Raw genomic sequence first — 23,338 nt, forward strand, 5'->3', positions numbered from 1 at the left:
AATTAAATTACAGCAGGACCAGGCTCAGGATATACACGACAACCATTGCCGTAATGCCCTGTACCAGGGTTGCCATGGTTTGTGCGCGGTACGCAAGGCCGACGCTCATGCGGCTGAACTGCGACACCACCCAGAAGAAACTGTCGTTGGCGTGCGATACTGTCATCGCGCCGGCACCAATTGCCATCACGGTGAGCACGCGACCCATTTCGGAATCCAGACCCAGTTGGCTCAGCATTGGCGCAACCAGTGCAGAAGTGGTCACCAGTGCCACCGTCGAAGAACCTTGCGCCGATTTCAGTGCCGCCGCGACGATAAATGGCATAAAGATGCCCACACCCAGTGCCGATAGCGTGGTACCGAGGTAGTCGCCCAGTGGCGTCGCTTTCAATACCGCACCAAATGCGCCGCCCGCACCAGTGATGAGAAGAATCGGAGCCGCGGCGGTAATACCCTGGCTGATGCGTTCACCAAATTCGGCTACTTTGTTGTCGGATTTGAGCAAGCTCACCGACAAGAATAGACCAATCAGCAGTGCCGTCAGTGGCTGGCCAAGGAAGCTCAACACGTCAAAGAGTACGCCGTCACCGAGCGGATGGCTTGGGAATTTCGCCACAGAGCCAAGACAGATCAGCAGAATCGGCACGAAAATCGGCGCAAAAGCCTGAGTGGCGCTTGGTAGCTTGCCATAAGAGGCTTTCAGCGCTTTCCAGTCTTGTTTCAGGTGTTCTTCATGATCGATACCATCCGGCTCTACGTCCTTGAAACGGTTCGCCCACAGCATACCGGCAATCGCCGCAACCGCCGCTACGAACACGCCAACCGCAATCACCAGACCCAGATTGGATTCCAGCCCCAGGTTACCTGCCGCTGCGATAGGTCCCGGAGTCGGTGGAACAAAGGTATGGGTGGCGTAAAGACCCGTCGCCAGCGCCACACTCATCGCTACGCTGGAGGTGCGCAGGCGTTTGGCCAGCGACTCTTTGAGCGAGTTGAGGATAACGAAGCCAGAGTCACAGAACACCGGAATCGACACGATGTAACCAATGATGCTCATGGTCAGAGTTGGGAAACGCTCACCCAGCAGCTTAATCACGGTGTCTGCCATGGTGATGGCCGCGCCGCTTTTCTCCAGAATGATGCCGATGATAGTACCCAGCACAATCACCAGGCCGATGTAGCCCAGAATGCCGCCAAAGCCTGATGCGATGGTTTTCGCGATGCTCTCTGCCGGCAGTCCATAGGCAAACGCAGCCAGAAATGCGGCCACGATCAGTGCTAAAAAGGGGTGTAACTTAAATTTGGTGGTAGCGAGCACTATAAAAGCGATCACCGCCAGCAGAATGAGGATCAGACTCATACCAAAAACTCCATGTCATTTTTATCAGTGTCAGGCCTCAAAGCGGGCCTGTGTAGGGTGAGTCTATTATCCGGAGTTTATGGCGCGATTCCTTTAGGCAACTGGCCAAATAACTTTGGTGAATAACTGTAACATTTTGTGCATACGCACAAATTATCACTCATGTTGAGATCTGACACGCAATATATAATTCGACCAATCCAACGAAACTTTGGGTCGAGATCCCGGTGATCTCGGCGATTTTATCCAGCCGGTAACGCAGCGTATTGCGGTGGATATAAAGGGCATTGGCGCACTCGGAAAGATTCCCTCCCTGCTCAAATAACACCTGCAGAGTTTTCATCAACTGACCGGACCGATCGCGCTGCTTGAGCTTCACGACCGCTTCACACAATTGTTCACCCTGCCAGTAGTCACGCAGTGGCGACATCAGTACCGGCAGTCGCAATTCCTCAAACAGATGCTTATGTTGCTTAGGCTGCTTCTCCTTTCCTATTCGCAGCACCTGCTTGGCACTTTGATAGGAAAGGTGCAGTTCACTCGGGTCGGGAAACAGCTGGCCCAGCGCGATGTCATAACCATCGATATGATGCTCCGTCAGACGGGCAATCAGTTTATCGATGCGCAGGCTCTCTTCATCACTGGTCCAGTGTTCAGGATGTTTGACTGGCTTTAACACCACGATTTCGTTCATGGACACCACCGCGACCAAGTTGTCACGTTCCGGATGCTCAAGCAGGTCGACCACCTGACGCACGCTGTCGACATTTTTGGCGGATGTTTGCTGGCGAAACTCAATCACCACCGCCACTCTCGGCTTTGTGACATTGAGCGAAAGGCGCGTCGCCCACGCCTGCAATTCATCGTGTGACAGCGGATGACTGATCCAGGCCGAAATGAACTCTTCGCGGTGGCGGCGATCCCATTGCAACTGCTCAATCAGTTCAGCCTGGTCGATGATCATTTCCGCACTCATTTTTACCAGATTGGCGAACTCGCGAATCTCGTCCGGTTCTCCGGTTACGCCAACCACCCCCACCACCTGCTGACCTTGCATCAGCAGCATATTGATGCCCGGTTTAACGCCCTTCAGCGACTGGCAGCTTTGCGAGTTGAGCTCAATCGAATCACCATGCTTCAACGCCAGAATGGCGCCGTCGTGCACATGGCCGATACGTCTGCGGTCGCCACTGCCGATGATGATGCCGGCATGATTCATCACGTTGATGTTGTAGCCGATGATCGACATCGTGCGGTCAACGATCTGCTGCGCCAGGTTTGCATCTAACATGATGTTCTGTCCTAATGTTCAAAGGGGTTAACGGTGAGCTTATATACGCAATTGTCACCAGCGTCTTTCTCAATCGCTGTTTTTGTGAGTAAGCACAACTCAGCCGCTTTCAAACTTGTCATCTGTTAAGGAGAACCCGATGAAACCACAAGTCGTGCTGTACAAATCGCTTCCACCCGCCGAGCTTGCTAAGTTACAGAGTCACTTTGATGTGATTGAGTTTGACGGTGTTAATGTCGGCAACCGCGCCGAATTTACCCAAGCACTGACACGCGCTGAAGGTACTATCGGTACGGGTGTGATGATGAGCGCCGATTTACTCGACCGCGCACCAAAGCTCAAAGCGATGGCCACCATTTCGGTTGGCACCGACCAGTTTGACGTCGACTACCTGAGCCAGCGCGGCATTCCGCTGATCCATACTCCGGGCGTGCTCAATGAAACCGTCGCCGATACCGTGATTTTGCTGGCGCTGGGCGCAGCACGACGAGCGGGTGAACTGTCTGCGATGGTGAAACAGGGACGCTGGACCCAGAATCTGACCGAAGCACACTTTGGCGTCGATTTTCATGGCAAAACGCTGGGTATTATTGGTATGGGCCGCATCGGGTATGCGGTTGCCAAACGCGCTCACTATGGCTTTGGCATGCCGATTTGCTATCACAATCGTTCCGTCAATGTGGAAGCCGAACAGGATTTCGGCGCCCAGCGGATGGATCTTGAAGATCTGTTACAAATCGCCGACTTTATCGTTGTGTTAGTGCCGCTGAGCCCGGAAACCGAACATCTTATCGGCGACAACGAATTTAATCTGATGAAACCGAGTGCGGTGTTTATCAATGCCGCACGCGGCAAGGTGGTCGATGAGCCCGCATTGATTCGGGCGCTACAAACTGGCGCCATTCGCGCGGCCGGGCTGGATGTTTTCCAGACTGAACCACTGCCTGCGACCTCACCGCTCACCCAGCTCGACAACGCGTTTTTACTGCCTCATATCGGTTCGGCAACCCACGAAACCCGCCTGAGTATGGTGCAGTGCGCCGTCGATGGCTTGATTGCCGCCATGCAGGGTGACTATTCCGACGCGTGCGCCAACCGAAAGCAGCTCGAACAGACCATCGTCTAACCCACACGGCGCACCGTAAGGTGTGCCTGTTTAGTGCGTCATCACCACCTCAGAAAAATCGACCCAGCCATTGGAAAGCAATTCGGTGATGGTGACCGACTTGGCGACAGACAAGTTTTGCTGAACATGAAAACGCGGCAGATAGAGCCCTTTTTTGATCAGCTTCTTCTCCAAAGATTGGTAGGCTTTAACGCGCTTAGATTCGGATAACGGATAGATGCTCGCCAGCTCTTGCTGAAGCCACTGCATCTGCGCATCGGTCAAACAGACTTGCACGTTGGTGCTCGCCAGCAACCAACCGAGCCAGGACATGTCGACATCATCACTAAAGACTTCGCCGGACAGAATAATATCGGCCTGTGACAGATTCGGTTTTCGGCAAAATTCAGGAAACGGTAACACCAGGACCTGACACAGAATCCCAAGCTCACTGAGTAAATCCGCAAGGTGGTGTGCGTATTCGATGTGCTGTCCCAACTCGTAGGTGAGCAGCTGTAGCGGCTTTGGCGGTTTATCCAGTTGCGCCGCGAGTTGTCTTGCCAAACCAAGATTGGCCTGCAATGGCTCTGACGGTGTGGATAACATTCCGTTTGCTTTGGCAACGTTGTCAGCAAACGAAGCGGGGACACCTAACGCATCAATGATGGCCATCAGTTTCTTGCGGCGATTCAGACTGCTGAGCCACACTGAACGATTGGCATTAAGCAACACATACTCGCAGCCCGCTTCCCATTGTGCTTTCTGCTCGTATTCACCCTCATGGTTATCCAGCTCCAGCAACGGATGGAAAAGATGACTGTTGGGCGCAAAATCTTTGGCTTTGTCGCCGATATTCCACACTTCGATGCCATCGACCCACGGGCGATAGCCGTGGTAGTAACGCGACACTTTCATCAGCGTGCGCCATTCGGTTTGCTCTACCAGTTCAAAAGGACCGCTGCCGATAACATTGGCCCCTCGCCCTTCACTTCCCTCCGTCCAGAATGCAATTCCCATCGCTCCGGTACAGAGCAGCTTGGGCAGAATATGGCGGGCTTGAGAGCTGATGATTTCGAGGCGATAGCGGTCATGCACTTCAATGCCGTCAATCAATTGATACAGCAAGCGATAATACTCAGACGTAGTAACCAGACGTTCGAAATGCTGTCGCACCGATTCGGCGGTCAAAGGTTCACCATTGTGAAAACACAGCCCTTTGCGCAGCGTGATCGCCATGCCGCGCTCGGTGGTTTGAAAGATCTGAGCTAAATCGCCGCGATAGCAGCGCGCTTGCTCATCAAACCGCAGCAACTTGGCATACAGATAGTTGGCCAGATGCTGCTCAGTGCGACGCGTGATCCCAATCGGGTCAAGGTCGTGCGTACCACGATAAAAGGGAATTTGCAGAATATCTTCGTCGTGACTGCCTGTTTGATAACGGGCGATGTAGGCGGCAATAAAAGCTTCACGTTGCTGTGGTGCAATCAGGCTGACAGCGAGATCTACTTTGCCTTCTTCAATCCAGCGACGCGCTTTGTTTTCGAGCATGGGTCTGGGATCTTTGAGTAAGGTCGCTGACGGAAAATTGCCGCGTCCGACCGACGGTTGCCAGCGAATCACGCCGTTATCCACCAGCTTTTTCACCACCAGTTGCGCGTTGCGTTTGGTGCAACCCAGTTCGTGCGTGAACGTGTCCAGAGAGAGCGGCGTTGGTGTATTAAGCGCCAGACGATCACGCAGCAAGGTTAATGCCTTCCAGTAATGCATAAAGACGAAATCCTTTTTCTATTCTTCTATTTTTCTTCATCTTTTTATTTCGATAATGAATAAACGTCTTCGTGAAAAAAGGAACCTAAAATGAACACGTTAACGGATTATCGAACTTCCATCTGGAAAAGTTCCAGCTTTGTCATTCTATTCTCAAGCGCTTTTTTTGTCGCATTAGGAAGCAAAATATACGACTTAGCTCTCCCATTGTTGGTCTATGATCTGACCCAATCCTCTGAGATGATGGGTTGGATGCGCGCCGTCGAATTTCTGCCTAACCTGCTGCTGGCGCTGTTTATCGGTGTGTGGGTTGATCGCTTTGATAAAAAACAGTGGTCGCAGGCGATGCTGCTTGGCCAGATCGTCACCATTCTTATCTCCTACTCGGCGGTGAACTGGATGACAGAGCCGCTGTATGTGCTGTTTCCGTGCGCGTTTTTGATGATGGCGTTTAACTACGGCTACCATAATGCGCGCATGGCGATGCTCAAACTGGCGCTGCCGCAAGAGCAACAAAATACCGCCACCGCGCGCATGATCTCGCTCTACAGCCTGATGGAAACGGTCGGCCCCGTGCTCTCCGGCGCGTTACTGCTGCTGTCTCAGTTGCATCAGATTTTTCTCGGGCTTGCTCTGCTCTGGTTGCTGGCCTACTGGCAGCTCAATCGTCTGACGCTGGAAACGCCCCAAGTGAGCGACCATCCTCCGCTGTGGCAGGCACTACGCGAAGGGTGGCAGGTTCTTTACAATGAAAAGAACATGTGGCTGATCACGCTGGCGGTGATGGTGATCAACACCACTGGCTCAATCTTCTGGATTCAGTCGATCTACTTTGCCAAAGCGGAATTGTCGCTAAGCGCCATCGAAGTCGGCTATATGGTCGCCGCTTCGGGCATTGGTGGGGTACTGAGCGCATTTGTGGCCGACAAAGTTCGCCGTCAAATCGGCCTGGGGAAACTGCTCATCCTCAGCATTGCGCTCGAATCGGTCGGGTTTGTTCTGCCAGTGCTGAGCCCGACGCCGATGATGTTGATCGTGGCCTTTTTCTGGGTATCGGCGGTGGGGCTGTTCAGTAACATCTGTATCTGGAGCTATCGTCAGGAAGCGTTTTCGCAGCAGCATCTCGGCCGCATTGCCGGCCTGACGGGTTCACTGTTCAAGCTGTTGATGCCGTTTGGCTTAGCGGCTTCCGGCTACTTAGTCACGCGTTATGGCTCGGCGGAACTGTTTAGCGTCTGCTTTGCCGTGCAATTTGTGGTAGCGATTTTCCTGCTTTTCAGTAGAGTGAGAGCGATACCGGTAACGGAATACCTCACAGATTGAGAATGATGGATGAAGCTCTCTTATCGCCCCGCCACTGATGCCGATTACCTGTTCGCTTTTGAGTTGAAAAAGGCCACTGAACAAGATTTAGTCACACGTAATTTTGGCTGGGACGAAGAGCTGCAATGGGAGCTTCATCGTCAGGAATGGAAATCCGGTTTGCCGACGATCATCTGCATTGATGACCAACCCATCGGCACTTACATGCTGCATGATAAAAATGACACCCTCTATTTTTCCCGCTTTTTCATTCTGCCCGACTATCAGGGACAGGGGGTTGGCGGCCAAGTATTAAAATCGGTGACGGAGTTTTCTGACAGAACAAATCTCCCCTGCGTTTTATGCTATCTGCAAGGCAATCGCGCCGCTAATCTTTATCAACGCTTTGGCTTTCGTACTTATCGCGAAGATACCCAATTCGTCTATATGAAATATCGCCCTGGAACCCATCTCTGATATTTTCCTTCATTTCTCGCTATCTCTTTGTCATTTCATCACTTATTTATCCATCGCCTTCAATTGGAAGCGGTTTCATTGCCCGAAATCAATGTGCCATAGGGATGAGTTTTTTATAGTCGTTGAGCGTTTTTCAGGGGGAACGCATTACCAACAACAATAATATTCATCAGAAGAGACTTACCATGATTCGCTATTACAAAAATAAAACCGTGGGGTTCCAGCTACGTGCTGTCATGGCGATATGCCTGCTGATTGCGTTCAGCAGCATCGCCGCTCTGGTTTATCACAACGCGTCACGCATTCTGCTCGACGCCACACTCAAGGAACAGCAGTCCAAAGTCGATGCGATGGCGAAAACCATCGCCGGCCAGTTTGACGCTTATCTGGAAACCGCGCAGGTTCTGGAGTCCACTTTCCAGCACGGCTACCTCAATGGCACCTCAATGCAAAGCAGCAGCGTTGAGTTCCAGGGACATGAGGTCAACGACATCGTGCAGAACGGCGTCAGCCTGATCAACAACAATACGGTGGTGGATAGCTTTACCCGCGACACCGGCGCCGTGGCGACGATTTTTGCTTCTGCCAATGGTGACTGGCTGCGGGTTGCCACATCACTCAAAGATCACTCCGGTAACCGGGTGATCGGCACATTACTGGGCCGTGACCATCCGGGTTATCAAAAGCTGATGAGTGGTCAGCCTTACTACGCGCAGGTGACGCTGTTCGGTCAACGCTACATCACTTACTACGCCCCGATTAAAAACCATAACGGCGAGCTGATTGCTATCTCCTTCATCGGTTTACCAGTCGAGAAAGCGGCGCAGGACATCTTTGACACTCTCAAAGCTGTCGCTTGGGGTGACACCGGCTATACCGTAGTGGTCGACAACAGCGAAGACCATCGTGGCCAGTACCTGCTGCATCCAACCATGGCAAACGGTTCCAACTCCATCATCAACACCACCGACGCACAGGGAAACAAGCCGTTTTCCGCGATTTTCCAGCAAGCCAGCGGCCTGATTCTCTACCCGAGCCAGACACAAAACGGCATCAGCGAAAAATACATGGTGTACGCTGAAATCCCCGGCTGGGACTGGAAACTATTGGGCGGTACCTATACCGCGGAAGTGACCAAAGCAAGCCGCGATTTGCTCAAGCTGATCGTGCTCATCTCTGCACTGGTTGCGACAGCCACCTTTGCGGTCGTGACGCTGTACATCATTCGCACTACCAAACCGCTCACGGTGTTAACCGGATACATGGAGCGTTTGAGCCAGGGGGAAGTCAGCCTCAGCGTTGCCAAAGGGGATGCGCAATCGGCCAATGAAATTGTGCGCCTGACCAACGGTGTGGCCGACATGGCGACGCAACTCCATGTGCTGGTGAGCGATATTCGTGGCACCAGCGATAAGGTTCACAGCCAGTCCGGCAGCGTGCTGAGCGATGCTCGCCACAACCTGCGCCAAGCAGATGCACAGCAGCAACAGGTTGAGCAGGTGGTCACCGCGATTGAAGAGATGGCAACGTCGGCGCAAGCCGTCGCGCAGCAGGTTGAAGCGATTGCCGGCAACGTACGCGAAGCGGATCTCAACACCCAAAGTGGTTTGTCGGTGGTGGAAATGGTGTGCATTGATGTCGCCCAGCTCAACGATCAGCTCGATCAATCGGCGGCGGCGATCAATCAGGTCAGCGATGACAGCGCCAGCATTCATGCGGTGACCAAAATGATCGATGAAATTGCCGAGCAAACCAACCTGTTGGCGCTCAACGCCGCCATTGAAGCCGCGCGCGCCGGTGAACAAGGTCGAGGTTTTGCGGTCGTGGCAGACGAAGTCCGCACTCTCGCGCACCGCACACAAGTATCGGTCAAAGATGTGGTCACCATCATTGATAAGCTGAAAGATTCCACCAGCAACGCGGTGTCACTGATGAAAATGAGCCAGCACAACGCCAACCAGGTATTGGACAAAGCTCAGGAGGCCGGAACCTCGCTGGAGTCTATCGCCGATCAGATTCGTGATATCGCTGGGCAGTCGGATGCGATTGCCGCGACCGCCGAGCAGCAAGCGCAAGTGTCTCAGGAAGTGGCCGCAAGCGCAGCGCAAATTAGCCAACTCAACAGCGAAAGCCGCGATACTACCGCGCAGACCTCACACAGCGCCGATGAGCTTTCTCAACTGGCGAGTCATCTCAAACAACAGGTCGATTTCTTCCATTGATCGCCTGATAAAAGAGCCGCAATGCGGCTCTTTTTTATTCCTCGGTAACGGGTCGTTTACACCGATACATTGCGGGCGATCATCAGCACTTCATCGGCTGAATAAAGGTTGCTGATGGTGGTTTCCACCTCTGCTCCCAGCGTCTCGCGGTAGAGCTGCTGCGCGAAGTTATCCGCGCGGGTGGTCACCAGAATGTGTTTCAGCGTTGAGCCCTGCTTGCTCAATTGCGCTTTGACCAGAGGCAGCGAAGCGGCGATCAATTCCCGTCCAATGCCCTTGCCCTGATGCTCGGGCGCAACCGCCAACTGCTCCAGTTCCAGCACGGCTTCCGGCCGGAATCCACTTTTCTGAACCCAGATGATGTAACCGACAATCTCGTTGGCCTGCTGCGCGACAAAACAGAGATAACGGGGCGCAGCATTGAAATTACACTGCAGCCACTGCTGCGAATGGCGCTGCCTGGGAAACGCGGACTGGTGAACCAAAGCAGCGGCAGGAATATCCTCTGCAAGCATAAAACGAACGGTCATAACATTCTCCGAAATCAGACGCAGCGCCACTTTAGCATCTCCTTTCCTTTAATTCTGAGTGACAACCCGACTAAACTTTGAAGCGACTCACCAATCGATCCAACTGCGTGCATTGTAGGTTGAGGGTTGCACACGAGGATTTGGTTTCGTGCACCATATCAACCATGCGCGAGGCATTGTCGGCCATATGCTGAATACTGCCGTTCAGTTCTGAACTGACCGTCGTTTGCTGGGTTGCTGAGGCTGCGATCTGAGTATTCATATCATTCATGTGCGCGATGGAAGCGGAGATCTGCTGCAGCGAAGCATTGGCTTGTTCCACTTCCTCCATTGCCTTTTCCCGATGCGCTGAACTGTCTGCCATCACTTTTACTGCCTGTGAAGCGCCGGATTGCAGGCTTTCAATCATCTGTTGAATCTGCCCGGTGCTTTGTTGAGTGCGGCTTGCCAGACTGCGCACTTCATCGGCCACCACCGCAAAGCCTCGGCCCTGCTCCCCAGCCCGCGCGGCTTCAATCGCAGCGTTAAGTGCCAGCAGGTTAGTTTGCTCGGCAATACCGCGAATCACATCCAACACGGAGGCGATATTGAGCACTTCTTGATCCAGTTGATGAATAGTTTCTGTCGCGCACAACATCTGTTCCGACAGTTGATTAATGGAAGTCACCGTCGCACTCGCGGTTTGTTGCGCACTCGATACATCCTGATGCGCTTCGTGGCTCGATTGTGCAGCCTGGCAGGCGCTGTCGGTCACCGACTGACTGGTCGCCTGCATTTCGTGCACGGCGGCGGCGACTAGATCATTCTCCTGCTGCTGCGCCAGCGAAAACGCACTGACCTGATCCGCAGAGTGAACAATCACCTGCATTTCCCGCCGCAGTGCATCGCTCAGCTTGGTCACTTCTTGCATCGTATGGTGAATCTGAGAGACGAACTGGTTGAACGCTTTGGCAACGTGGCCCAGTTCATCATTGCTCTGCTCAGGAAGGCGCTGCTTCAAATCGCCCTCGCCTGACGCGATATCCACCATCGCCTGTTCAATGTTACGAATCGGTTGCAGCACAAAGCGAAACGCAACCGCGAAGGCGGCCATCGCGCTCAGCAGTGCACACACCAGACCGATTTCAAGGATACGCTGCGCCACCTGCTGGCTGCGCTCAAAATCTGCCTGCAACTGCGCCTTTTTGTCATCAAGCCGATTACTGATGGTTTTCAGCTGCTTACGAATGACCTTAAATTCAGAGTCGAGTTGGTTATGGATCTTTGCGTAGTACTGATCAGCCTGATAAGGATGAGTAAACACTGGCTGATACAACTGCACCCAACGATGGGTTGCCGAAAGGAGCTGATCAAGATCGCCTTGCACCGACAACGGCAGCAACTGCTGCTCAATCAACGTCGCCACTTTGGCCATTCTGGGCGCGGCCTTGTAGGCGTTGTCGTCAAATTCCGCGCTGTAGTACTCGATCGACGCTTGGTCCTGATTGAGTAATACCCCCTGCGCCGCATGCATCACCTGATAGAGATCGCGGTAGGCGTCATCAAGGCTGAACGCCACAGGATACATGTGTTGATTGAGGCCCTGAGTGATTTTTCGCTGTTGTTTGGACTGGTAGATGCTTGATGCGGTCACCAAGCCAAAAGTAAAAACCATCAATATAATAGGAATGGATAACTTGTATTTAATCTTCATTTCAACATCCGCAGATTCACTTCAAAATAGACGGCAACTATTGTTACCGCTGCAGTGAGTGCAAACGTTGATACGCATCGGTATTCAACCGCCAGCAAATTTTCATTTGGGTTAGTTTTGACCCATAAAAAAGCCCCGGAACCGTCCGGGGCTTTTTATATACTTTAGTTAGCTTTGGTAAGTTTGTTCGTCCAACTCACCTTCGCTTTTCGCAACCAGAACGGCCACCATCATGTCACCACAGATGTTGATAGTGGTGCGTGCCATATCCAGAATACGGTCGATACCAGCGACAATCGCCAGACCCTCAATGGGCAGACCCACGGTGCTCAGCACCAGTGACAACATGATCAAACCCGCACCCGGAACACCGGCAGTACCGATCGATGCCAGTGTCGCGGTCAGGATAATCGTGATGTAGTCCGACGTTTGCAGATCAACACCGAACGCCTGAGCGATAAACAGTGCACACACGCCCTGATAAAGCGCGGTGCCGTCCATGTTGATGGTCGCACCTAGAGGCAGAACAAAGCTCGACACCCCTTCCGATACGCCCAGCTCTTCACGTGACGCTTTAATTGTCGCAGGCAGAGTGCCTGAGCTGCTTGATGTGGTAAACGCAACCGCCGCAGGGTTTGAAATGCCGCGCAGGTATTGGATTGGGTTCAAACGGCCCAGCAGCGTCAACAGACCGCTGTAGAAAATACCGATGTGGATCAGCGCGCCGATATATACCGCAGCAATCACTTTGATCAGCGGCATCAGCACATCCAGACCATACGTACCGGCAACCCACGCCATCAGACCAAAGATGCCGTAAGGTGCCAGCTTCATCACGATTTCAGTCAGCTTGTACATGGCTTCGGCCAAGCTTTCAAACACCTTCACCGCAGGTTCGCCTTTCTCGCCAACCAGTACCAGAGATACCCCCAGGCCAATCGCAAACACGATGATTTGCAGAATGTTACCCGCCGCCAGAGCGTTCACCGGGTTTTGCGGGATCATCGCCAATAGCGTTTGGACCAGAGGCGGCGCAGCTTTACCTGCTTCATCCAGATCTTTCGCCACCATATTCAGGCCAGCCCCCGGCTGAAGCAAAGCTGACAGCGCCAGACCAATGGCAATCGCCACCGCGGTGGTACCCAGATAAAGGATAATCGCTTTAGCACCGATACGGCCCATCTTGCGGGTATCTTTCATCGATGTGATACCGACGATCAATGAACAGAAAACCAGCGGTACGATCAGCATTTTGATCGCATTAATAAACAGTGTGCCGATGGGTTTAAGCAGCGCAGCGCTTGGGCCCATCAGAGCGCCCACCACGATACCCGCGACCATACCAACCAGAATTTTCTTCCATAACGCCATACCTGACCAAAATCCCCGACGGGGCAATTGTGCTTGAGTGTCCATTTCTTCCCTTGTGAGTTGTAGATTGCTAGTGAAAACGACCAAAAAAACAAAGCGCCGATTACACAATAAAAGTGCTCTTCGGTAAACAGTCACAAAAGACCAGTTTTCACTCAATTTGTAGAATAAACAGACAATTGAACAATCCGAATTATCAATTGAAAGCACAAACGACATCATTCACACGGTGAAAAACATTCATTTTTGACATAAATATCAAACATTTAATCAAACATTCAGATGAAAACAACTGTCAGGTCGGTCACAAAATCAAGGGGGTGAGCCGGGGTAAAAAAAGTCAATTTGACAGGTCAGACTTGTCAAAATCTGACCAATTAAGGAAAGGGGAAATGAATGTGAAGAGGTAAATCAGGCATCGCTGGCTCAACGCGGGCAGGCCAGCGAGCGAAACGAACGAGCTAAGCTTGCAAAGCGATGATCGCTTCCATTTCCAGCAGCAAATCCGGATGGATCAGGCTGGAGATTTCCACCAGCGAACAGGCGGGCAAATGTCCGTCGTAGAAGGCAAACAGTTGCTCTCTGACCGCCGACAATTGAGCAATATCTTTGAGAAATATCGTCACTTTCACGATATCGCCCTTAGAACGTTTTTCTTGTTTGAGAACACCTTCAATCTGTGCAAGAACCTCGGCACATTGTTCTTGAAAACCACCAGCCTGAGCTTTGGTAGCAAGCGCCGTTAATCCGGAAAGATACAAAGTTTCGTTGTGTTTGGTGGCATGCACGTAAGGCCCCACCGCTTCGGGTAAAGTATCGTAATTCACTCTTTGTACCATGTGGTTCTCCTTAACTGATGTACTGAGTCAGCTCGACGTGTGGCGCTCAAGGCGAAAAATGCGACTCTTTCACGCCGCAGCCGTCGACCGATTCACCTTACCAGAAAAACAGCGACGAGTAGCGGGGGTAGAATCAGATTTTCTACCACATTTCTCTTTTTCATCATTCACTTAGTCCGTGACGCAAAGATGAACCCGACTCAGAACTTCCAGCGCAAACTGAGGTTAAACACATCCCGCGTAAAGCGATGGTGTTCGATCAGCGGTTTAGCATAGTCAAACGAGAGATGAACGTTGCGGCTGTAGCCAGCCTCAAACCCGACCGCAGCGGACGCCAGTTCGGAATAAGGCAGTGTCAACCGCTCCTGCTCGGCGTTGGCGTAGTCCACTAAGATAAACGGGTTGAGATAATACTTTTTGCGGCTGTTTCGCTGCATGAATTTCAACTCAGCCCCATATCCGCGATCGCCTTCCAGCGTTCCTTCGGGATAACCTCGGGCAAAATTCACCCCACCGTAGCTAACCCGCTGAGAAGGCACGATGCTTTCGCTGGCATATACGCCATTACCTCTCAGTGACACAAGATAGCGACTGGTCATTTGATAAGAAGAGAGCACATTCATCTCGTAAAAACGAAAACCGTCATCGTACAACTGGCTGTTGCCCAAATCGCTGGTGTAATCGAACGCGCTGGGCACGCTTTGGTTCACGCCCACACCGACCGAGAAACTAAAATTTTCCTGCGTGTGCTGCGAAGTGACATACAGCGAGGCAATAAGGTATCGAATGGAATCATCAAGTTGCCCGAGATAGGTATCGTTGTATGAAAGATGATATTCCCGGTCTTCTGACTCATACAGCAATCCTACTTTCGCCGTCAGACGCTGGTTTTTATTGAGGATAAATGGATAAGACAAGTCGTAGTTGGCCGATTGGCGCTCAATTTTGTTGTCGATAGAGACTTGGTTGCCGTTGATCGGCAACTCGCTCTCTTCGTTGTCCTGATAGTAAGTCAGATTGAGCACGCTGCTTAACCCATCACTGCCTAATGCGTGGGTGAAGTTTGCCGAGTAGAACTGTTGGTCGTGATTGTCGATCGGAACCAGCGCGTTCACCGTCAGACTTTGCAGATAAGAGCGGTTAGCGTTCAGCCTCAAGCCGACCGACATGCTCTTATCGGAATCTTTTTGCATGGCGTAGCCGACAAAGGGTTCAATCATCTCTCGGTTTTTCTGTTCAATGCGAAATGACGTTGCTCCGGACAGCGTTTTAGGCCTTGGCAGTGACAACGTAAACTGATACCCGGGAATGTCGTTAATCAGAGCAATCGCACGTTCCAGCGTTTCCTGACGCGCGGGCTTCTCTTGCAGGACGTCAGCCAGAATATCATCGATCCTCTCTTTAACATGCGGGTCGTCAACAACGATTTCGCTGCGAATGATATAGCCCTCCACTACGGTAATGGTGAGCTTGCTGTCAGCGAACCCGTTGCGGCCGACGGTGGCAAAAGCCAAGGGAAATCCGTTGTCGTGAAAACGGGCGGACACTTTATCAATCGCAATTTGTACCAGATCTTTTTGGTATGGCTGCCCAATCAGAAAGTTGACGTCCTGCGCAATGAGCTGCAAATCCAGTGAGGTGCCACCGACAAAGTGAATGGCTTTGATAGTGCTGTCACCTTGCGACTCAACCTGGCCGACTATTTTCTCGACCGGGGAGAGTTCAGTAATGGGTTGGTTTGTGTCCGGCTCCTGTTGAACAGGTGGTTTAACAAGCAGTGGAGGCTCAATCGCCCAGGAGGATGCAGAAGCAAACATCAAGCTGATGCCTGCAAAATAAAGCGGCTTCTTTTTTACCATTGATTACTCCTGCGGGGCCCTGGCATCAGGCCCCGCGAATCTAAGCAGACAACATCAGTTACCCAGTAATGGTGATAACACCTGAGTATTAAGGTAATTCAGTAAGTTAGTTTTTTCGCTTGAATCCGATGCCACGACACTGCTGTCGGTAAACACATCGTCGGATATTTTGGTCAGAGAGAGCGTATTGACCGTTGAGCCCGTCAGCGAGCCCACAATGGTGGTCAGGCTTTGTGCCGAACTGGTCAGCAGGCTTTTCAGCGGCGTTGAAGAAGTACTGACGCTATCCAGATTCAGCAGCGATTGATTGAGATCGAGTGAACCAATCAACCCCGCATCCAAACTCAGCACGTCACCCAGTCTTTGCGTCACCAAGGTCAGATTGCCTTGCACGTCGGTATACAACCCGCCGCCACTGCCCAAATCGAGATCATTCAGGTCATTCAACTGGCTGGTACTGAGTTTGTCTGACAGCTGATCTTTCACCGCAGCCAGCGTGGTATCGTCGCGGTTCAGTTCGTTGAAGAGCAGCGCCGTCACACCGTGTTCGCCGACGAATACCGTCCCCAAATTTTCAACCGTGCCATTGGCATTCATCAGCAGCGCCGTGGTTCCCTGCTTGAGGCTGGTAGAAGAGAGATAAACCAAGCTTGGCAAGGCACTCTTCAAATCCTGAGGTTTATCGACGATCACCAGCGCATGACCTTTGAGATCAATCATGTCGCCAACCTGAACCAGTATCGGAGCCGTCATCACCGAAACCCCTTCAGTCAGGCCGTACAACCCGCCCTGTTCTGAGGTGAGATACTCAAGCCACTGGCCGACATTTTCGACCGTGCCCCCCAAATCAGAAACCGTCTCTCCGGTATAAGTCAGTAAACCTGTTTTGTTGTTGAGCTGAACAAACACAGGGAGCGCGTCTAGCTGAGCGATCGCATTCCCCGTTGAGACGACCGTTGTACCCAGTTGCGTGGTCGCTTTCGTCGCACCTTGCAAGGTCGTTGAGACGTAAGAGTTGTCCACCTCTAACGATGAGGTGCCAAGCGGTAAACCATCACCAAGTGCACTGACAACTTCGCCCAGATTAACCAACACATCTCCGGATCCGGTCGTGATCGTGTCCAAAGTATCGGTCAGTTGACTCTGTGAAATCACTCCCCCCGATTCAGACACAAGATTTTTGTCCGATTGACTGCTGGTATTAGCGGTGTCCGTTGTCACGTCTTTACTCGTCACATCCTGAGAACTTCCGGAATTATTGGAAGCCACAGAACCGTTGCCACTGCAAGCGGCTACCGCTAATGCGGCCAGTGCGGTGACAATCGCAGTTCGATACACATTGACCATCGTATCTCTCCTTTATCAGATACTTCCTAGGCGATTCGCTTAGGTTGATGCGCTAAAGCGAGGTAAACGCGCTTCAGCGGCTAACGTATTGTTGAGCATTGCTCAAACCCGATTGGGAAATAAAAATGGCTTAAAAATAAGTCGATAACTTCAATATCATCCCCAATTCTTCTATTCATAAATTGAGGACAACTGCCATTAAACAGGCGAAATATTGGAGGACTTTTCGATGTTTAAGTAATACAACATCGGGAAAAGTAGAGATAAACAGAAAAAATCAACGCCAACCAATATCAAATATTTTCTTATTATCATCGGCCATACTTAGCAAAGATTGCCATCAAAGCACGATATTCTGTATAGAATATCGTTAAGGGTTAATTAAAAATCCAGAAAAAGATCACTCCTGAAAAATAATGAAAATCAACATAATTCAAACACTAATTTTGTGGTTATATACCTAAGTCATTAATTATTTTAAAAATTAATCATTCATCAATTGATAAATAAGAAAACAACAGGTTGATTTTTTTTTGAAATGCCACTAGTTTCATTCTTTTTTTATGACACTCGTCACATAAAAAAGTCTACTTTTCTTGCCGGCACACCTAGTCTTAAGTTTGAACGAAGGCCACAAAATTGTCTCATTTCGTGGATCTTCAGACAGTGTTTGGATAAGCACTGGCAGAATAAAAGCGTTGTGCTAGAGGGATTTAAAATGAATTATTTCAATACGTTAGTTACTAAGGCTTGGTGCGTATTTACCTCTTTCCTAATCGATAATAAAGGTGCCTCTGGTATTGAGTACGCCATTATCGCTACCATCGCAGCCATTGCGATTGCCTTATTCTCAACGGGTGATGACACCATTGCCGATCGCATCGAAGCGGTATTAACCAGTGTGAAGAACGCACTGCCGACCACAGCGGGATAATTACTCGATACGCTGATAAATGAGCTTATATTGGTTTGAATTAGGGCTGCTGCTTATTGCAAGTGTGTTTGATATAAAAACCATGAAGGTACCTAATATTATTAGCTATTTATTGATGTTAGGCCCTCCAGTTTGGTTGTTATTAGACTCCGACTTTAATTTTTCACTGATTGAATTAAAGTCTATCTTCTTAGTATTAGTTCTGACAATACCAGGATTTATTAAAGGGGAATTTGGCGCGGCAGATATCCGTATTCTGCTGGGGTTAGCCAGCATCTCTCCGTTTAATATCATGATTTATTATATATTTATCACGCTGGCCATATTCATTTTCTACAGCACAGTAAAATTCTCGACAAAAAATGAGGCGCCGTTTGTTCCCGCTATTTTTATTACAACAGGCGTCTTTGGGTTGGCAGGGATGGTGTAAGCAAAATGACAACGATACATCAGATACACAACAGGCAGCTCGGTTCGGTCGCGATAGAAACCGTCTGCCTGATGCCTATCATCATGATTTTACTGTTTGCGGTGATCCATTATTCGATGATCTTCTTCGCCGCCAGCCTGTTTGATCACGCCGCAAAAGAGAGTATTCGCCAATCCATCTCCTACGTCGATGAAGAGTGTTATTTCGATTATTCGGGCAGCGGCTGCAGCGACAATACCGTACTCGGGAATGTATCGCAGGTTATTCGCAACAACGCACTCGAGGTGATACAGGGGTTCACACATGGAGAAGGAACCAGCCCCGGACAGCTGTTTGGTGTGACGCTGCCCGCCGCCGATACGCTAATCAGCATCACTACAATCGATAGTGGCGGATGCTGCAAAGTCACCATCACATTACCCAACTATCAAACGACGCCTTTTCTCCCGACCAGCATTATCGATGGCCTGATACCCGGCGATGATTCTGTCTTTCCCACTGAAATTACGGCATCTGCCGTATTGAAACTGAATTAGGAGAAGCCGATGAAAATGACGTTCGATAAATCACTCTGGCTCAAAATTGCAGCAGGGGCTTTGCTGGCCATCGGTTTAGTCTTTTTCATCACAGGCATCATGACCGCTAAGCGTGAAACCACCAAAGTCATCCCACAAACGCAGCCAGAACGGCTGTACCAGGCTTGGGTGCTCACTCATGGTGCGGAGAAAGGCACGATCATCACCACCGACTTGATTGAACCCGTATCAACGCCACAGTTCAACGACAGCTTCATCCAGAATCCGGACATCGCCATCGGAAGGCGCCTGAAAGAAGAAGTCGCGCCCGGCACCTATCTGACAGCCAAACTGCTCGCGCCGAACCGCCCCGTGATTGATGATTTACCAGAAGACTACCGCGCCATCGCGATTAAAGCGGGTGAAGTATTGACTGTCGGTGGCTATCTTCAGCCCGGTGACTTTGTGGATGTAATGCTGCTGCTGAAACCCAATAAAGAGTCCGGGGCAATGACCAGTGCCCGCACTATCGCCTCAAACCTGATGGTACTGGCTATTGGTGAAAATCAGACCAGCAAAGATGACTTCCAACGTGAAGACCACGCCAAATCGGTTGTCCTTGCGGTACATGAGTCTATCGCGCCAATTCTTTTGCTCGCCGATGCGTCGGGAGAAATTCGACTTGCCGCTGTCGGCAGTAAAGAGGTGGCGCAGAGCAACCGTCCAGACAGCTCTTTTGCAGAGAACAATGCACTGTTTCATACCGTGGCGGTTTCTCAAACCACGTCATCCTCTGCACTCAACCGCGGAGCCAATATCGTTGAGCTCAAACAATTCAATCTGGCACCTAAAGCGTCGCCCAAAGTGAAACCCGCGCCCAAACGTCCATCTCAACCCGTCAGTTACGTGGAAGTGATTCAGGGCAACGAACGCTCCATGGTCACGACGAAAAACTAAGCGGAGGCTGCAATGCGCATCACCACATTTTCTATTACAAGTTTGTTTGCATTGTTCGCGTCTACGTTAGCGATGGCGGCCGAAGTCATTACTCTGGATGAAAACACGCAGAAAAGCCTCGCCTTAAACGGACAGGAGATCGCGCGCGTTGCCGTGTCTGATCCTAAAATCGCAACCATCAATGTGCTGAGCAAAACGACCTTGCTCATCAACGGCCATCAGGGAGGCCGAACCTCGCTGTTGGTGTGGCCGAAAGGCAGTAAGCAGCCCAACGAGTATCAGATAAGTGTCGTGCCGACAATGGTCAGCAGCTCCAACGTCCAGGTACAAACCGACATCAAAGTGGTGGAAATCAGCAAATCGGCCCTGAAAGAGGCGGGATTCTTTTTCGGAAAACAATCGGGCAATACCACCTTTGCTATCGGGAACAACTCGGCTTTGAACGGCGGTAATTTTGCCGGTGAGTTGCTATCAAGCAACAACTTCACATCGCTGGCGGATTCATTCAATGTCGTGATCGGCAATGCGTCCAAGGGCATTCTCAGCACCATCAGCGCGCTCAACGCCAACGGCTTTGCTTATACCCTTGCCGAGCCGAGCCTGGTGACCATGTCCGGCCATACGGCCACATTTCTGGCCGGCGGTGAATTTCCCTATCCCAAATCGTCCAACGATGGCGACATCACCATTGAATTCAAAGAATTCGGCGTGCGGCTGAATCTGTCGCCGACCGTGTTGAAAGATGAACGCATCATGCTCAAAGTGGCGCCGGAAGTGAGCGAACTCAACTACAACAATGCCGTCAGCACCGGCGGTGTTTTGGTGCCCGGTATGAGCGTGCGGCGCACCGATACCACGGTTCAGCTCGGTGACGGCGAAACCTTCGTCATTAGCGGACTGATCAGCAGCAGCACAATGAAAAACTCCGACCGCTTCCCCGGTTTGGGTGACATTCCGATTCTCGGTGCCTTTTTCAGCTCAAGCCGCTTAGAAACCAACGACAAAGAGCTGATGATGGTTGTAACGCCGCATCTGGTGAAGCCGATCGCCAAAGGAGCCACCCTGCCGCCACTGCCCGGCGAAATTTATCGCAACTATCGGCCTGACTTCTTCGATCTGGTTTTCCTGCAAACCGAGCCGGATGACTTACCTGAAGACATTGGTTTCTCTGATTAGACGCTAGGAAGGTGCTGTATGAACGCCATGGACTGGTTAAACACCATGAAATCCTCAGGTTACCAACCGCTGGATCTGGAACTGAAAGCGGCACTGCATCAGTTTGTGCTGGAACGGATGGAAGATGACGGCATCATTTTCGACATGTCATCGTCCGAGCGCTGCAACCTGCTGTTGCCTGTCAGCAGCTATATTCAGCTCTATCTCGACTCGGAAAAAATCGCCAACCCGCCTCCGATTGATGTGTTGGCCGCCGAATTGGTGGATGAGATGATGGGCTACGGCCCGATCGAAAACCTGCTGAAAGACAACACCATCAACGACATTCTGATCAACGGCCCGAAACACGTTTTTGTTGAACGTAACGGCATCCTCGAGCAAGTGAATCACCACTTTCTCAACGACGAACACGTTATCCGCGTGATTCGCCGCATGCTCTCGCCTCTTGGCCGCCGGATTGATGAATCCAATCCGATGGTGGATGCCCGCCTTCCCGATGGCAGCCGCATTAACGCCATCATTCCGCCCTTGGCGCTGGACGGGGCCTGTTTATCGGTGCGCAAGTTCAAACAGGATGTCCTGACCGACGAATTTCTCTTGGCAAATGAAGTGTTATCGCCGGAGATGCTGGAATTTCTCAAACGCTGTGTGCAGTCACGCCTCAACATTCTGATCAGTGGGGCGACCGGTTCGGGCAAGACAACGTTATTGAACGTACTGAGCCAGCACATTCATGCCCATGAACGTGTGGTCACGATTGAAGATGCCGCAGAGCTACAACTGCGCAACGGCCATGTGGTGCGTCTGGAAACCCGCCCGCCCAATTCCGAGGGCGCCGGTGAAGTGACCGCACGCGAATTGCTGAAAAATGCGCTGCGTATGCGTCCGGATCGCATCATTCTTGGCGAAAGTCGCGGCGGCGAAGTGCTGGATATGCTGCAGGCAATGAACACAGGCCACCTCGGTTCGATGAGTACGCTGCATGCCAACTCACCGCGAGATGCGCTGCTTCGCCTCGAAATGATGGTGACGCTGACCGGTTTTCGCTCCAGCGAAACGTTCATTCGCAAAGTGGTCTCTTCAGCAGTCGACATGATTGTGCAGGTCATTCGTCTGCCCAGCGGCAAACGAGTGATCTCTGAAATTGTGGAAGTAACCGATGTGCAGGCAGCGAACATTAACACTCAGACGCTGTTCCAGTACGTGCGAACCAAACGCCAGTTCAAGGCGTTAAAAGATCCGTCGGAAGAGCTGACCGTCAAACTTGAGGAGCAGATATGGTGAACGAGTATCTGCTGCTTGGGCTGGCGTTTTGCCTTCCCGCTTACCTCTGCTTTGTGTGGTCTAAGCGGGAGTCCAAAGACGTGTTGGGAACACCGCAATCGACTCTGCTGGCGACGCTGGCAAAGCAGAAACTGGGCCAGCATCACCCTGTTGCCGAACGGCTGCAAAAACTCGGTTTCAGTCGTTCGCCCTTCAAAAACCTGCTGATGTTGGGTGGTATCGTGATGTTTAGCCTGTTGTGCGCCTTTATTTTGGGCATCACCGGGTTTGCCATCAGTTTTCTCTTTTGTATTACGGTCGCCCTGACCATTGCGCAAATTCGCCGCAACAACATCAAGCTGCGGTTGGTCCAGCAGCTGCCGTCGTTTGTTGATCAGGTGAACCGCCGTATCAAAGTCGGGCTGAGTATAACTCAGGCGGTTGAGCAATCCGCTCGCGCCACCACCAGCCCGCTAAAAGACGTGTTGCAGCGGGTCAGCCACCGTCAGACGGTGGGGGTCGAGCTACAACATGCGTTCGAGAAAGAGAGCGCCATTACCGGTGTCGAAGCGTTCTATCTGCTGGGTTCCATATTCAGCATCAATTCTCGCTATGGCGGCAGTATTACGGATTCTCTGGAAAGCTTGGTGAAGCTGCTTCGTCAGCAAGATCTCAGCCGCCGGGAACTCAAATCCATCACGGGCGAAACCCGCATCACCGCATGGGTCATCGGCAGTGCACCGCTGCTCGTCAGCGCGTACATGATGACCCAGAACCCTGAGCTGTTGATCAACATGTGGTATTCCGAGAGTGGCCGTCATGCGCTCATCTTAGGGATTTCACTGCAAATCATCGGCGTTATCGTCATTTGGCGAATGTTTCGCAGCTTATAGTCGGGAG

The 23,338-nt window shown here is 51.4% G+C and carries 20 protein-coding genes; 11 read left to right on the plus strand and 9 right to left on the minus strand.

Annotated features, from left to right (window positions below; genetic code table 11):
• Window positions 1-7 precede the first annotated feature (7 nt).
• Window positions 8-1,360, minus strand: a complete 1,353-nt coding sequence (locus JIG40_RS19090) for a GntP family permease (RefSeq protein ID WP_020432650.1) — start codon at window positions 1,358-1,360, stop codon at window positions 8-10.
• Window positions 1,361-1,520: 160 nt separating this feature from the next.
• Window positions 1,521-2,654 carry a sugar diacid recognition domain-containing protein gene (locus JIG40_RS19095; RefSeq protein WP_199465917.1) on the minus strand — a complete coding sequence of 378 codons (1,134 nt, stop codon included), beginning with the start codon at window positions 2,652-2,654 and terminating at the stop codon, window positions 1,521-1,523.
• Window positions 2,655-2,790: 136 nt separating this feature from the next.
• Here JIG40_RS19095 and JIG40_RS19100 point away from each other — a divergent pair, with 136 nt between their 5' ends.
• Complete coding sequence (locus JIG40_RS19100; protein ID WP_199465868.1) at window positions 2,791-3,777, plus strand: D-glycerate dehydrogenase; 987 nt, start codon at window positions 2,791-2,793, stop codon at window positions 3,775-3,777.
• Window positions 3,778-3,807: 30 nt separating this feature from the next.
• Here JIG40_RS19100 and JIG40_RS19105 read toward each other — a convergent pair whose 3' ends face one another.
• A complete protein-coding gene (locus JIG40_RS19105) occupies window positions 3,808-5,523 on the minus strand; it encodes an ABC transporter substrate-binding protein (RefSeq protein WP_199465869.1) in 1,716 nt (571 codons plus the stop codon).
• 90 nt (window positions 5,524-5,613) lie between these two features.
• Between JIG40_RS19105 and JIG40_RS19110 the strand changes: the two genes are divergently transcribed.
• The 3 genes from JIG40_RS19110 to JIG40_RS19120 all read left to right on the plus strand — a co-directional run bounded on the left by JIG40_RS19110 (window position 5,614) and on the right by JIG40_RS19120 (window position 9,524).
• Window positions 5,614-6,846 carry an MFS transporter gene (locus tag JIG40_RS19110; protein WP_199465870.1) on the plus strand — a complete coding sequence of 411 codons (1,233 nt, stop codon included), beginning with the start codon at window positions 5,614-5,616 and terminating at the stop codon, window positions 6,844-6,846.
• Between the two features lie 9 nt (window positions 6,847-6,855).
• Window positions 6,856-7,302, plus strand: a complete 447-nt coding sequence (locus tag JIG40_RS19115; protein ID WP_100268811.1) for a GNAT family N-acetyltransferase — start codon at window positions 6,856-6,858, stop codon at window positions 7,300-7,302.
• A gap of 185 nt (window positions 7,303-7,487) precedes the next feature.
• Window positions 7,488-9,524: a methyl-accepting chemotaxis protein gene (locus JIG40_RS19120; RefSeq protein ID WP_199465871.1), complete on the plus strand. Its 2,037-nt coding sequence runs from the start codon at window positions 7,488-7,490 to the stop codon at window positions 9,522-9,524.
• Between the two features lie 56 nt (window positions 9,525-9,580).
• Here the strand turns inward: JIG40_RS19120 and JIG40_RS19125 are convergent, their stop codons facing one another.
• The 6 genes from JIG40_RS19125 to JIG40_RS19150 all read right to left on the minus strand — a co-directional run bounded on the left by JIG40_RS19125 (window position 9,581) and on the right by JIG40_RS19150 (window position 17,163).
• Window positions 9,581-10,039: a GNAT family N-acetyltransferase gene (locus tag JIG40_RS19125; RefSeq protein WP_047462045.1), complete on the minus strand. Its 459-nt coding sequence runs from the start codon at window positions 10,037-10,039 to the stop codon at window positions 9,581-9,583.
• Window positions 10,040-10,124: 85 nt separating this feature from the next.
• On the minus strand, window positions 10,125-11,747 hold the full coding sequence (locus JIG40_RS19130) for a methyl-accepting chemotaxis protein (protein WP_199465872.1): 1,623 nt from the start codon (window positions 11,745-11,747) through the stop codon (window positions 10,125-10,127).
• A gap of 168 nt (window positions 11,748-11,915) precedes the next feature.
• The gene (locus JIG40_RS19135; RefSeq protein ID WP_032080720.1) at window positions 11,916-13,163 is read right to left on the minus strand and encodes a dicarboxylate/amino acid:cation symporter; all 1,248 of its coding nucleotides are present in this window, start codon (window positions 13,161-13,163) and stop codon (window positions 11,916-11,918) included.
• Between the two features lie 416 nt (window positions 13,164-13,579).
• Window positions 13,580-13,957, minus strand: coding sequence for a RidA family protein (locus JIG40_RS19140; protein ID WP_143683944.1), 378 nt, complete (start codon window positions 13,955-13,957; stop codon window positions 13,580-13,582).
• 200 nt (window positions 13,958-14,157) lie between these two features.
• Window positions 14,158-15,816 (minus strand): ShlB/FhaC/HecB family hemolysin secretion/activation protein, encoded by a 1,659-nt coding sequence (locus tag JIG40_RS19145; protein WP_199465873.1) that lies wholly within the window; start codon window positions 15,814-15,816, stop codon window positions 14,158-14,160.
• A gap of 54 nt (window positions 15,817-15,870) precedes the next feature.
• Window positions 15,871-17,163 (minus strand): collagen-like triple helix repeat-containing protein, encoded by a 1,293-nt coding sequence (locus tag JIG40_RS19150; protein ID WP_199465874.1) that lies wholly within the window; start codon window positions 17,161-17,163, stop codon window positions 15,871-15,873.
• A gap of 718 nt (window positions 17,164-17,881) precedes the next feature.
• On the opposite strand from JIG40_RS19150, the gene JIG40_RS19155 reads away from it, so the two are divergent.
• From JIG40_RS19155 to JIG40_RS19185, 7 genes are read left to right on the plus strand one after another with little or no spacing between them, the layout of a single operon-like run.
• Entirely contained in the window at window positions 17,882-18,097 is a 216-nt protein-coding gene (locus JIG40_RS19155; protein ID WP_055452111.1) for a Flp family type IVb pilin, read from the plus strand.
• A 19-nt stretch (window positions 18,098-18,116) separates the two neighbouring features.
• Window positions 18,117-18,527, plus strand: coding sequence for a prepilin peptidase (locus JIG40_RS19160; RefSeq protein WP_061055884.1), 411 nt, complete (start codon window positions 18,117-18,119; stop codon window positions 18,525-18,527).
• Window positions 18,528-18,532: 5 nt separating this feature from the next.
• Window positions 18,533-19,063, plus strand: a complete 531-nt coding sequence (locus JIG40_RS19165; RefSeq protein WP_199465875.1) for a TadE family protein — start codon at window positions 18,533-18,535, stop codon at window positions 19,061-19,063.
• A 9-nt stretch (window positions 19,064-19,072) separates the two neighbouring features.
• Complete coding sequence (cpaB, locus tag JIG40_RS19170; protein WP_055453576.1) at window positions 19,073-19,999, plus strand: Flp pilus assembly protein CpaB; 927 nt, start codon at window positions 19,073-19,075, stop codon at window positions 19,997-19,999.
• Between the two features lie 12 nt (window positions 20,000-20,011).
• On the plus strand, window positions 20,012-21,175 hold the full coding sequence (locus tag JIG40_RS19175; protein ID WP_061055886.1) for a pilus assembly protein N-terminal domain-containing protein: 1,164 nt from the start codon (window positions 20,012-20,014) through the stop codon (window positions 21,173-21,175).
• An 18-nt stretch (window positions 21,176-21,193) separates the two neighbouring features.
• The gene (locus JIG40_RS19180; protein ID WP_052074976.1) at window positions 21,194-22,459 is read left to right on the plus strand and encodes a CpaF family protein; all 1,266 of its coding nucleotides are present in this window, start codon (window positions 21,194-21,196) and stop codon (window positions 22,457-22,459) included.
• A complete protein-coding gene (locus JIG40_RS19185) occupies window positions 22,453-23,331 on the plus strand; it encodes a type II secretion system F family protein (protein WP_199465876.1) in 879 nt (292 codons plus the stop codon). The genes JIG40_RS19180 and JIG40_RS19185 overlap by 7 nt, the downstream gene beginning before the upstream one ends.
• Window positions 23,332-23,338: the final 7 nt, after the last annotated feature.

The sequence above is a fragment of the Vibrio sp. bablab_jr001 genome (assembly GCF_016464285.1).
In the GTDB taxonomy this organism is placed as follows: Bacteria; Pseudomonadota; Gammaproteobacteria; order Enterobacterales; family Vibrionaceae; genus Vibrio; species Vibrio fluvialis.